Here is a 12,059-nt window from a genome sequence, read left to right on the forward strand (position 1 = left end):
TTAAATACGCAAACGGCCCCCTCTCGGGAGCCGTCAGCGGTTGCAGTATCAGAAGACACGTCAACAAGGTTGGAACCTGTAGTGTCTTCCGAATGCAGCCTGGAGTCAAGTCGCGCCTACGAAATGTTTAGCCTAAATTGGCAAACGAGCGCGTACGAGACAAAACATGTACTTCGGAGACGTATGAGCAAAATATTGAAGCCTTTACCAATGCCGGAAGCGCCGGTCGATTTGTGGCATCTGTTAGATCAAATAGAAGCTGCTTTTGCAAAACCGCCGGACGTTGCTAACGTTCGGCACGGTCAGCGCCGCATACATCAAGGCGGTCGCGGACGACGCACTTCCCTCTTTCCCAGTCGGAAAAACAACGGCTCGATTCCGATGGAAAGCAGGCTTGAACTAGCCTATGGCCTTGTCCTTGAGGCTAACCCATTAGTTAGCCAGTACCGAACGCAAGCCGTGGAAATCATTCTTGCGAGCGGTCAGGCGACAATTCCTGATTTTTTAATCAAGACTGTCCATGGCAGATATCTGATTCATGAAGTGAAGCCCTCGAAACTTCACCTGCAGCAGCGCGACCATGACAGATTCAGCAGCGCGAAGCTTCAGCTTTGGGACATGGAAATTGAGTTTGCCGTTGTCGATGCGCTGGATTTACCGAGCGAGTCCGAAGTGGCCGCACTGCTGTACCTGTACTCTCAGGGGCATCGTCAACAATATTCCGTTGGTCAAATCGATCTTGCGCACACGCTTTTGAAAGAGCAGAGAACGAGTGACCCCGTGCGCGCTAGGGCTTGGCTCCACGCAAACGAGCTTCCTATGGACCTAGTCAGCTATCTGCAATTCCATGGTCGATGGACACCAGGCATCGCTGAGCTAGGGAGGCCAACATGGATGTGATGGCGAAAGTATTTAACCCCACAGTCGGAATGCGCTTCGAATTGCACGGCGCTCGTTTTGAGGTCAGTTTCGTTGCCCACGGCAGTGTGCGCTATGCAGCTACCGCTGGTGGACATGTACACCAAATAAATTTTGATCGTTTTATCGATTTACAAAAGTCCGGCAAGATTACTTCGACTGACGGTACTTCTACCGGCCTTTCCGAGTACGGCGGCCCCGGCGTCATGCGGAAGCACAGATATGTGGAAGCGGCGTTACGAACACTGATACGACCCACAGCACGCGGCCCGCTCGCCGAGATCATCGGTTTAGTGGCCAAGGAAATTTCAGATCCGGCGCCACCTTCGACGAGGACGGTAGCCTATTGGATATGCAATTTTAGAAAAGCAGGCTTTAACGGCCTAATACCGCAACCACCGAGCGGGAATTCAACGGAACGGTTTGGAGTTGAGATCGAACAGTTGGTAGGCGACGCGATACGTGAGCAGTACCTCACTCGTGAGCGGCGAGGGGGTGACGTTGTGCACTGTCAGGTAGTCGGGAAGGCGGTGGGTTTAGAATTACTTGGCACATCGCATTGCATGCGGATCCCGACTATACGCACGATTCAACGCCGTCTCCGCAAGCTCGATCCGTACATTGTAGCGAAGGCACAAAACGGTGCACTTGCTGCAAACAAATTAGCTAGGGCAGCAGGACGATCGCTAAGTGTGGAGAGGATACTGATGTTGGTACAGATGGATACACATCTTCTTGATCTGATCGTGATCGACCCAAAAACCGGGAAGCGACGCGGTCGGCCGTATCTTACTTGCATTCAAGACATCAACTCTCGGGCAATAATAGGCATTTACATCAGTTTTCTGCCGCCCAGCGCTACGACGGCATTGGCAGCGTTGAAAGACATGTTAACAAGGCCTGGCAAAGGCCTTCCAGGCGGCATATGTGTGATGATCATCCCAGACAATGGAGTCGAATTTGCGAATTCGGCGTTTATCCAAGTTTGTGAGGCGCTAGCAATTACGATTTCGCCAGCCCAGTCACGCGACCCAAATGGGAAGGCTCACATTGAGTCATTTTTTCGAACACTAACCTATGGATTAATTCAACTATTGGAGGGAACTACTTTCTCGAATCCACAGAAGAAAGGGGATTATGACTCAAGCAAGAACGCTTGCTACACCTTGGAAAACGTGACGCTCTATATCCACACCTGGGTCAACACCGTGTACCACCAAAAGCCGCATTCACAGTCGGGCCGCGCACCCATCCTTGCGTGGGAAGAGCAAGCGGCGGTAATGATGCCCGCATCGTTATCAGATGCAGATGCCAATGTGCTTGCAAGACGGCCATACCACCGTACCATTCAACGTGGTCGAGTGCAGTTTCAGCACCTTTTTTTCTACTCGCATGCGCTTGCAACGCTTGAGGCCCAGGGAAAGACCGCTGTAAGAATATTAGTGGATGAATTGAATTTTCATTATATCTTCGTTGAGCACCCTGAAAAACGCGGCACTTACATACAAGCTGACTCTACAGAGCCAGCCTACACACTTGATCTAACTTTTTACGAACATCAAAAGTGCATCGAGATGAAGAAACAGATGTCAAATGCCGATCGCGAAAAGCTGGGACCTAACGCAAATATCGAAGCGCGCTGGCGCCTATTGGAGCAAATAAAGGCGGACCAACTTAGCAAAACTGAACCACGACGGTTGAAGGCCAGCGGCACCCGCAAACGCCCTAAAGATAAACCGTTGGAGGCTGACGAAATTCCTGACAAGGACACGCCACCTTGCGGACCGTTCCCACCGAAATACACCGCCAAACGTCCGGGCGACCGTGACCAAGGAACCTGGGAAAATCCTATACCACTAGACGCGTTTGACCTGGAGTAATCGATGAATAGAACACAATTAATCGAACGCGTATCCATTTTAGATAAGCTGGTCATTCCCCACACTGGTTTTAGCGAAGCAGTCAGAGGTATCTCCGAATGCGTACTCAAGTCGGCAGCCTACAGCGAACCCGTCGGGAGTCTGCTCCTCGCCAATGGAGGAATGGGAAAATCAACTGTCTGCCATGCAATTATGAAGCATATGAAGACAACGAAAAAAATCGTAGGGAAAATCGAGAAAACCATAGTGCCTGCATTCTATTCGGAGATTCCTTCCCCAGCCACCGTCAAAAGCGTCGCTGCGAGCATGTTGCGAGATATGGGCGCGGCCTCTCCTAATAATGGATCATCTGCTGCACACATGACAGAACGTCTATGTATGCTTCTATCCGATGCAGAGACCACTCTAGTTTTTCTCGACGAAACGCAGAACTTGTTCAAAATTGGTACACGCTCTACAAAGGTCAACTTAGACGTGTGCAATTGGGTAAAATGGATGATCAATAAAACGAAAATCTCATTTTGCTTGGTTGGGCTTCCAGATTTTGCGCCGTATTTATCTGCCGACAGTCAACTAACCCGACGTTTTCCAATGCACTTCCATCTACGGCCTTTAATGCCAGGAGATCAAAGCTTTCCAGGCACGCTCGTCCCGTTCTTGGCTGAGGTCTTAAAACAGACAGCATCTCGTCTTGAGCTAAAAAGTGTTCCGGCGATGAATAATTTGCTAGCGACGAAGCAGATCTACGCTGCCACTGGGGGAATTCCGGCGTTCATCATGTCTCTCCTCAAAGAGGCGGCTTTGCAAGGACTGAGCAGTGGAAAAAGCTGTTTGGAGTTGGAAGACTTTGCCGATGCATGGGACGCAGGTATTACGTTCGAAGCATCTATTACTAAAGACAATCCGTTCCGGATGTCACCCGCTGCGCTGGAAGGCTCACTCAGGAGTGCCTCGTGGTAACGCAAATGCTGATGCGCCCGATCCCATTTGTGGACGAAAGCGCGGGCAGCATTCTTTTACGGGCAGCAGCCGCAAATCGATGCGCCAACGTCTACCAGCTTCTGAAGGGATCTAATATAGACGTGAACGAGCTTACGCTCATCGCATGCTTGCTTGATAGCGAGCGCTTTAAACGTCTAGTCTTGGCGCTAGGGCTTGACGAAGCAGCCGCCGCTCTATCGCCACCACGGGTGGGAACGTCACGTCGGGCGGCGCGGTATCATCAGAGCATCGAGATGCCAGATATTTGCTACCGTCGAGAACCGCTGAACACCTTTTGCCCTGCATGCCTGGGGGAGTCGGAATACTGGCGTCAACATTGGCTTTTACGCCCCTTGTCAGCTTGCACTCGGCACCAATGTCTTTTGCTAAGGGGATGCAGCAGGTGCGGGGGAAGACTCCATATTGGTAGACCGCAGCTAACCCGATGCGATAATTGTCGAACCGCGTTGTCTTCGCTCCAAGCACCCGCCATAGACGTTAGCGCGCAAAGGCTAGTAGAAAGTTGGCTAAATGAAAAAAACGATAATAACGTCAGAATAGTACTGAATTTTTGGACGGCCTTGGTCGAGTTTGACGGATCTGGGGATAATCCGTGGGACGAACATGGTCGGCTCGAACTCGCTGTACTTTTCGTGACGAATAACGCAGCAGCAGTCGAGAGCGTGGTTCGTAAGGTAGAATTCCGGCGCGCACGCGTTAACCCACGAATACAGCTTGTGCCATTCTTGCTCGGAGCACCCTACTTGGTCGATTTCGCGAAGCAAGTACTTGAAAAAATAGTCCCTAGCTCAGTACGCGGCACAGGAGACGCGCACTTTCAGTTCCTCAGCAAAAATGCAGTCGCAAAAATCCTTAACATAAGCATGTCCCATCTTGCGCAGGCCATCAAGCTCGGGGTGATCCCCTGGCCATCGGTAGGCGGGCGGATGCAGAGGATTGCCACAGAAAAGATCGAAGCAGCACTTTTCTGGGGAGATGAGAAGTTCCAAATCGCAAAAATGCGCACTGACAAACAGGGGCCAAAAGCCAAACTTAAAGTGCAGAAATCCTCTTTGAGTGTACGTGCTGGTGCTAGACGGTCCTTGCGTGAAGGCGGGGGAAATCGGGGCCGACAATCCGACCCGCCCCTCCCCGGAAATGGAATTTCGTTTGCGTCGACGGCCGAGCTACTAGCGGTAAGTGAAAGAGAGATCTCAAAACTCGTTAAGCATGGCTGGTTACGCCAGGTTGAGCATCGCGGCAGCGAACCATGTGTCAGCAAAAAATCGCTAGCGGCTCTTCAACTGGAGCTCCAACGCCCCGACCAGTTGCCCCTTGCGGCCGCAGCAAACTTGCTGGGGCGGAGCGCGACCTGGCTGAAGGGAAGTTGGGCACGCTGCGGTATCGTTCGCATTAACCACCTTCATCTGTGGCAGTTTGTGTCCATGGCGGACCTTGAGCTCGTTGAAAGGCTCAGAACCAACTGGATGAGCACGGCTCAAACAGCCGTAGCACTCGGGATTCGCTTCGAACACGTTCAGACAGCAGTTAGCCTGAAAATCATTAAAGCGATTCCAGTCGTAGCGCGACCGGGATGCGTCGTATACGAACGAACCGCAGTGCGGCAACTTACCCGTGACTACGGGAAAGATGGAGTCTCGAAGCTCGTGCGGGAAATGGGAATAAATTTACCCGATGACCAGGGGTGGGGCTAGTGCATCCGCATGTAATACACAGGCGGACGACTAGAGCGCTCCCGTAAGCGGAGCGTGTCAAACTATGGCGTCCGTGATGTACCGAATACTGCACAATGATGACGAGTGGCAAAGAAAAGTGCGACATGCTGCATATTACATGTGAGGACTAAATGCTAATTTTCCTTGACACTGAATATACCGATCCAGTGAACTGCGACCTCATCAGCATTGGCATGGTGGGCGAGGACGGCCAGAATGAGTTGTATCTGGAGCGCTCAGATTTTCGGGTGGAGTGGTGTAATCCGTTTGTCCACTCCACCGTGCTGCCGCTGCTTGGCAAGACTGGCCAGGCTATGGAACGATCCAAGCTAGGCACACAGGTGGCATCATGGTTTTTAACGCTGCCTCGTAGCGTTACTATTGCGTGCGACAGCATCACGGACTGGAAGCTACTCGTTGCCGCGATGGATGGACTACGTCCGTCGAACCTGACCGGCCGTTACGATTTACGTGGGCATATCGACTCATCGGAATTTCATCATGCCGTAGTCAGATACCATGAACGCTACGGTCCATGGCACCATGCTTTACACGATGCGCGTGCGCACCGCCATGGGTGGCTTGCTTGGCAAGACGGCAGAAAGAGTCAGTACGCCTAATGTCTGAGGAGCACAGCTTCATCTTCAATGTGTAGAGTAAAGCTGAGCGTACCTTGTCTTTAATGAAGCATTAAAGACTCCGTCAAAAAAGCTTAACGAAACGATTTGAGACTACATTGAGTTACTGTGTGTCTGAAGTTACTTGCGGATTGCGCCTCATTGAGACTTTGCAATATCCACGATACGAAAGCGCACCAGCCAGCATGTGTTAGCGCCTCTGGCACACCATCCACGACATACAGCACATCAGCATACAACTCCGCAGGCAAGGCAAGTATCCAATTTTCGATAGTGCGTTCAAACTCGTAGGGAACAGCAGAAAGAGGCAGCACAGTCATTTCGCCAACCTCTTGAAACTGTATGCCAGCGGGTATGCCGCAGAACAGTGAACGTATCTTTTGATCGATTGCCATCCTCGCTCCTTTCGTCCTACCGCGACCGCCTTAAGGGCCGTTTCTGACAGTCAACTGACTTTTCGCTCTATAACCATCCGCTGGATCGCAGCGATTCCAGCTTCCATCTTCTGACGTGCTGAACTGTTGGCCGAATGAATGAAGATAATTGGAGGATTAAGGCCGCGCAACGCGACCGCTTCCTCAATCCACAAGATAACGTCATACCCCGTGCCTCGTTCGTCATCGCCAAGATCATGGTCGAGGCTGATCTCGACAACCGCACCGGAGGTCAATAGTGATACTGCCTCATCAGGCCAGTACACTCGCGTCCACCCTTCAGGCGTATTTCGCTCATCGTCGAGGTAGACCCTCATTTCTTATACTCCGGAGATAGTGGCACGCGCACCCGTGGTGATGATACCTGATGAGCCCCATTTGTTGGCGCCGAAGCGGCGAACTGTCTCCACCATTTGCGCCAGAAATCTATGCGCCAGTCACCGGCTCGGCTCGGCTCGGCTCGGCTCGAGATCGCGTCGGATGCAGGCCAATCAGGCCCCAGATTACGTCAGTGCAAGGGGATATGTCGCTTGCCGTGCATAGTGCAAGCTGTTGTGTCGTCCCGTGCAAAGCGATGTGTCGTTTAGAGTTCTAAGTAGTTGATTTGCATGATTCGCTGGTGCAAAGGGATGTGTCGTCCAACGCGACGCCGGGCACACCGAACACGGGTATTGTACGCTCCGTGCCGGCGCTGGCGACACCTCCTCTGGCGCCGGACCTACGGCGCCGGGTGAACCAGAATGCGTTTCAGCCCCCGTTTTGCGCAGTTCATCGCATTTGCGTTCAGTAAAGATAGGCGCTTTGCTATCTTGTCATCGACAGCACGGCAGCCGCAGCGCGGCAGCCGGCTTTTTTCTTGTCCTGAACTACAACAATCATAAAGGAAACACCATGCGTACCTTGCTGGCCCTGTGCTGTGCCGTTGCCCTCGGCGGTTGCGCCATCGTCATCAACCCCAACGATGGCGAAGTGCGCTATGCCGACACGGGTGGCAATACCATCCAGGGCAACGAGCAAGTGAGCCGCGACGTGCGCCAGGTCAGCAATATCAACACGCTCGACATCGACAGCATGAAGCGCATCGATATGAAAATTGACGTGCGCGTCGGCCCGGCAACATCGCTGGTGATCGAGGCGGACAGCAATTTGCAGCCGCGCATCCATAGTGAAGTGAGCGGCAATACCCTGCGCATCTGGAGCGATGCGAACATTCGCAGCAGCAATGGCATCCACGTCATCTATACGACGCCGCAATTGAAGAAGATCAACATTTCCGGCTCGGGCCGCCTGGTGGTCAACGGCCTCAATGGCGACGATTTCAGCCTGGAGCAGCGCGGTTCGATGAAAAGCGAACTGTCGGGCACGGTGGGACGCTTCGACGTGGCCAACAATGGCTCGGGCAGCATCAACGCGGCGGCCCTCGCCAGCGGCAACACGGACGCGGTGCAGAACAATTCGGGCAGCATCCAGCTGGGCAACTTGCGCGGCGAACGCATCAACATTGCCGTCAACGGCTCGGGCAGCATCAGCGCCAGCGGCACCGTGCAGCGCCTCGACGCCAAAGTGAATGGCTCGGGCGATATCAACCTGGCCGCCCTGCGCAGCGACGTTGCCTATCTGGCGAGCAACGGTTCCGGCGACATCGACGTCACCGTCCAGAATGAAGTCAATGCCCGCGCCAGCGGTTCCGGCCGCATCACCGTGCATGGCGATCCGGCCCGCCGCACCCTGTCGGGCAAGCGCGTCAGCATCGTGCGCTAAACGCGCTCCTGGCGAAGCACGCGGGCCGGCTTGCTATACTGTCGGCCCCTGTCCCTTTTCATTCACCGCCATGCCGTCCCCCGCCGTTTCCCTGGCATGCCGCCCATCCTGCGGCGCCTGCTGCACCGCACCGTCCATCACCAGCCCGATTCCCGGCATGCCGGACGGCAAACCTGCGGGCGTGCGCTGCGTGCAGCTGGCCGACGACAACCGCTGCAAGATCTTTGGCCAGCCGGAGCGGCCCGCCTTTTGCGGCGGCTTGCAGCCGTCCGAAGACATGTGCGGCAGCAGCCGCGAACATGCCGTGCGCTGGCTGGCCGAGCTGGAACGGCTGACGGCGCCCTGAACACCAGCAACGCTTTAGTCTGCAGCGCTTGTCCGCACCGCGGCCCGCTCTTCGTCACGCAGGCGCTTGTATTCCATCAGCAGGAAAACCACCAGATAGGCCAGCAGCACGAGCAGGGAAGCGCGCGCATCGCTCCAGTCCAGCGTGCCGTGGCGCTTCCAATGCAGTGCATTAAAAACGATCAGCATGCCCAGGACACCCCACCCACTGCGGCGCATCACTCGGCCCAGCAAGGTTGCCATTAACAATTTACGGGAGAACATGGTTTCCTTTGTTTGTTCCATTTTTCCCAACTGTACGCACTTCATATCCCTACGGCAATACCAGCACGCGCACAAAAGTCACCTTGACTCAATTTGCACGTTTGCGTATATTTATGCGCATTCATGCACGTTTTAGAAATATACCCATGTCCGCCACCCTGCTTCTCAAACAACGCCATGCGCTGATCCAGCAACAATTGCACGCCGACGGCCGCGTGCTGGCGCTGGACCTGGCGCGCCAGCTCGACGTGTCGGAAGATACGATACGGCGCGACCTGCGCGAGATGGCGGCGGCCGGCCTGTGCCAGCGCGTGTATGGCGGCGCCCTGCCGCTGGCGCCCGATGGCGGCACCCTGACGCAGCGCAAGCAGGAAGCGCCGGAACGCAAGGCGCGCCTGGCGCAGGCCGCCGTATCGCTCGTGCGCGCGGGCCAGGTGCTGTTCCTCGATGCGGGATCGACCAACCTGGCCATCGCCAGCGCCTTGCCAGAGTTGGCGCTCACTGTCATCACCAACGCCCCCTCGATTGCCATGGCCCTGATGGAACGCCCGGAAATCGAGCTGATCATGGCTGGCGGCAGGGTCGACCGCCGCGCGGGTGCCAGCCTGGGCCCGCAGGCGCTGCGCACCGTCGAACGCATGCATCCCGACCTGTGCTTCCTCGGTGCCTGCGGCGCCGATGCGGACGCGGGCGTAACGGCCTTTAATTATGACGAGGCCGAATTCAAGCGCAGCATCGCCGGCGCCAGCAAGGCCGTCGTGGTCGCCGTCACCAGCGACAAGCTGGGCACGGCCGCCCCCTTCGGCGTGCTGGCCACGGGCTTGCTGCAGCACCTGGTGCTGGAAGCCGATGCCGATGCGGCCCATGTGGCCGCCTTTCAACGGCTGGGCGTGCAAGTGCTGCGCGCCCGCGCCTGATTTTATCCATCCCGACTCTTGAAAAGCTTTCCCATGCATCTCACCGGCACCCTGCAACAACGCGCCACGCGCCTGGTTTTCTTCGCCGCCGGCCTCGGCATGGCCGCCTGGGCACCGCTGGTTCCCTACGCCAAGTCGCGTCTGGGCCTCGATGAGGCCACCCTCGGCATCTTGCTGCTGTGCCTGGGCGCCGGCTCGCTGTGCGCCATGCCATTTACGGGCATGCTGTCAAGCCGCTTCGGCTGCCGCAAGGTCATCGTCGGCGCCGGCCTGTTGTTGATCGCCATCCTGCCCGGCCTGGCGCTGGCCGCCACGCCGCTGCAACTGGGCCTGGTGCTGCTGGTGTTCGGCGCGGCCATGGGCACCTTCGACGTGGCCATCAACATCCAGGCCGTGATCATCGAAAAAGCCAACGGCGGCGCCATGATGTCGGGCTTTCATGCGCTGTTCAGCGTGGGCGGCTTTGCCGGTGCGGCCTGCATGGCCCTGCTGCTGTGGCTGGGCCTGACGCCGGCCTGGTCCTGCGTGGTGGTGATGCTGCTGCTGTGTGGCGTGCTGGGCGCGGCGCAAGGCCATCTGCTGCCGACGGCGTCCGCCTCGGGCGAAAAGACGCCGCTGTTCGTCATGCCGCATGGCGCCGTCATTTTCATCGGCTTGCTGTGCTTTATCGTCTTCCTGGCCGAAGGCGCGATTCTCGACTGGAGCGCCCTGTTCCTCACCACCACGCGCGGCGTGGAAGAAGCCAAGGGTGGCCTCGGCTACGCCGCCTTCGCCATCGCCATGACCTTGGGCCGCTTCACCGGTGACAAGGTGGTCAGCCGCTTTGGCGGCAAGCGGGTGCTTACTTTTGGCGGCTTGTGCGCGGCGGCCGGCTTCTTCCTGGCCGTGCTGGCGCCGCACGCGAGCCTGGCCATGGCCGGCTTCGTGCTGATCGGCCTGGGTGCGGCGAACATCGTGCCCATCCTGTTTACGGCGGCCGGCAACCAGCGCGCCATGCCGGCCAGCCTGGCGGTGGCGGCCATCACCACCATCGGCTATGCCGGCATCCTGGCCGGTCCGGCCGTCATCGGTTTTGTCGCCCACGCCACCAGCCTGAATATCGCCTTCGCCATGCTGGGCGCCGCCCTGCTGCTGGTGGCGGCCAGCGCGCGCCTGGTGGCGCCGGGAAAACAGGCATCCTGATCCTCCCTCTTGCCTGGCGGACGGCGCTAAAAAAGCACTGCCCGCCAGCGCCCAAATAAGGTCCGCAAGCCTCGGTCGTGGTAAGCTTCGACCCCGCGCGCATTGCTGGCGCCACGCACTCCCCCCATCCTGTCACTTATACCCGTTTATATATCTATGGATCTCATTCTTGCGTTAAAAGCCATCATCATGGGGCTGGTCGAAGGTTTTACCGAATTCTTGCCGATTTCGTCCACGGGACATCTGATCCTGGCCGGCAGCCTGCTCGACTTTACCAAGGATGTCTCGAAAGAAGTCATGGATGTCTTTGAGATCGCCATCCAGGCCGGCGCCATCCTGGCCGTGTGCTGGGAATACCGCCAGCGCATCGGCAGTGTGCTGTCCACCTTCAGCACCGAGGTCAAATCGCGCAAGTTCGTGCTGAACGTGGCCATCGCCTTCATCCCGCTGGCCGTCATCGGACTGGCGATTGGCAAGATGATCAAGCATGCGCTGTTCAAGCCCGTGCCCGTGGCCATGGCCTTCATCATCGGCGGCATCATCATCCTGCTGGTGGAGCGCCGCGCGCGCACCAATCCTGTCACCGTGCGCGTCAACTCGGTCGATGAAATGACCGCGCTCGACGCCTTGAAAGTGGGCTGCGCGCAGGCGTTTGCACTGATTCCCGGCACCAGCCGTTCCGGCTCGACCATCATCGGCGGCATGCTGCTGGGCCTGTCGCGCAAGACGGCTACCGAATTCTCGTTCTTCCTGGCCATCCCCACGCTGCTGGCCGCCACCGCCTATTCTCTGTACAAAGCGCGCGACATCCTGTCGGCCACCGACGTGCCCCTGTTCGGCCTGGGCACCGTGGCCGCCTTCATTTCCGCCTTCCTGTGCGTGCGCTGGCTGCTGCGTTACATCAGCTCGCACGACTTCACGTTTTTTGCCTGGTACCGCATTGTGTTTGGCTTGCTGGTCCTGGCCAGCGCCCACTACGGCTGGGTTGTTTGGGCAGAATAAG

The 12,059-nt window shown here is 56.7% G+C and carries 13 protein-coding genes and 1 pseudogene; 11 read left to right on the forward strand and 3 right to left on the reverse strand.

From position 1 onward, the window contains the following. Positions 1–183 precede the first annotated feature (183 nt). The 6 genes and pseudogenes from ACP7EG_RS12985 to ACP7EG_RS13010 all read left to right on the forward strand — a co-directional run bounded on the left by ACP7EG_RS12985 (position 184) and on the right by ACP7EG_RS13010 (position 6,135). Entirely contained in the window at positions 184–900 is a 717-nt protein-coding gene (locus ACP7EG_RS12985; protein WP_426087913.1) for a hypothetical protein, read from the forward strand. Then, a complete protein-coding gene (locus ACP7EG_RS12990) occupies positions 891–2,798 on the forward strand; it encodes a transposase (protein ID WP_426087914.1) in 1,908 nt (635 codons plus the stop codon). The genes ACP7EG_RS12985 and ACP7EG_RS12990 overlap by 10 nt, the downstream gene beginning before the upstream one ends. A 3-nt stretch (positions 2,799–2,801) precedes the next feature. Beyond that, entirely contained in the window at positions 2,802–3,758 is a 957-nt protein-coding gene (locus ACP7EG_RS12995; protein WP_426087915.1) for a TniB family NTP-binding protein, read from the forward strand. Between the two features lie 11 nt (positions 3,759–3,769). Further along, positions 3,770–4,153 (forward strand): annotated as a pseudogene (locus ACP7EG_RS13000) (TniQ family protein); the annotation flags it as partial. A gap of 207 nt (positions 4,154–4,360) precedes the next feature. Then, on the forward strand, positions 4,361–5,494 hold the full coding sequence (locus tag ACP7EG_RS13005) for a hypothetical protein (RefSeq protein ID WP_426088068.1): 1,134 nt from the start codon (positions 4,361–4,363) through the stop codon (positions 5,492–5,494). A gap of 152 nt (positions 5,495–5,646) precedes the next feature. After that, positions 5,647–6,135: a hypothetical protein gene (locus ACP7EG_RS13010; RefSeq protein ID WP_426087916.1), complete on the forward strand. Its 489-nt coding sequence runs from the start codon at positions 5,647–5,649 to the stop codon at positions 6,133–6,135. Between the two features lie 92 nt (positions 6,136–6,227). Here ACP7EG_RS13010 and ACP7EG_RS13015 read toward each other — a convergent pair whose 3' ends face one another. After that, the gene (locus tag ACP7EG_RS13015) at positions 6,228–6,548 is read right to left on the reverse strand and encodes a hypothetical protein (protein ID WP_426087917.1); all 321 of its coding nucleotides are present in this window, start codon (positions 6,546–6,548) and stop codon (positions 6,228–6,230) included. A gap of 50 nt (positions 6,549–6,598) precedes the next feature. Then, positions 6,599–6,904 carry a cyclic-phosphate processing receiver domain-containing protein gene (locus ACP7EG_RS13020; protein ID WP_426087918.1) on the reverse strand — a complete coding sequence of 102 codons (306 nt, stop codon included), beginning with the start codon at positions 6,902–6,904 and terminating at the stop codon, positions 6,599–6,601. 574 nt (positions 6,905–7,478) lie between these two features. Here ACP7EG_RS13020 and ACP7EG_RS13025 point away from each other — a divergent pair. Together ACP7EG_RS13025 and ACP7EG_RS13030 are read left to right on the forward strand one after the other, a co-directional pair. Next, positions 7,479–8,348, forward strand: coding sequence for a head GIN domain-containing protein (locus ACP7EG_RS13025; RefSeq protein WP_426087919.1), 870 nt, complete (start codon positions 7,479–7,481; stop codon positions 8,346–8,348). A 70-nt stretch (positions 8,349–8,418) separates the two neighbouring features. Beyond that, on the forward strand, positions 8,419–8,694 hold the full coding sequence (locus tag ACP7EG_RS13030; protein ID WP_426087920.1) for a YkgJ family cysteine cluster protein: 276 nt from the start codon (positions 8,419–8,421) through the stop codon (positions 8,692–8,694). A gap of 14 nt (positions 8,695–8,708) precedes the next feature. Here ACP7EG_RS13030 and ACP7EG_RS13035 read toward each other — a convergent pair whose 3' ends face one another. Continuing rightward, positions 8,709–8,978: a hypothetical protein gene (locus ACP7EG_RS13035; RefSeq protein WP_426087921.1), complete on the reverse strand. Its 270-nt coding sequence runs from the start codon at positions 8,976–8,978 to the stop codon at positions 8,709–8,711. 125 nt (positions 8,979–9,103) lie between these two features. Between ACP7EG_RS13035 and ACP7EG_RS13040 the strand changes: the two genes are divergently transcribed. The 3 genes from ACP7EG_RS13040 to ACP7EG_RS13050 all read left to right on the forward strand — a co-directional run bounded on the left by ACP7EG_RS13040 (position 9,104) and on the right by ACP7EG_RS13050 (position 12,058). Continuing rightward, entirely contained in the window at positions 9,104–9,874 is a 771-nt protein-coding gene (locus ACP7EG_RS13040) for a DeoR/GlpR family DNA-binding transcription regulator (RefSeq protein ID WP_426087922.1), read from the forward strand. 33 nt (positions 9,875–9,907) lie between these two features. After that, complete coding sequence (locus ACP7EG_RS13045; protein ID WP_426087923.1) at positions 9,908–11,056, forward strand: MFS transporter; 1,149 nt, start codon at positions 9,908–9,910, stop codon at positions 11,054–11,056. A 156-nt stretch (positions 11,057–11,212) separates the two neighbouring features. Then, on the forward strand, positions 11,213–12,058 hold the full coding sequence (locus ACP7EG_RS13050; protein WP_426087924.1) for an undecaprenyl-diphosphate phosphatase: 846 nt from the start codon (positions 11,213–11,215) through the stop codon (positions 12,056–12,058). The last annotated feature ends 1 nt before the right edge of the window (position 12,059 follow it).

Origin of the sequence: Janthinobacterium sp. PSPC1-1 (assembly GCF_049897625.1) — a bacterium.
Classification (GTDB): Bacteria; Pseudomonadota; Gammaproteobacteria; order Burkholderiales; family Burkholderiaceae_D; genus Janthinobacterium; species Janthinobacterium tructae.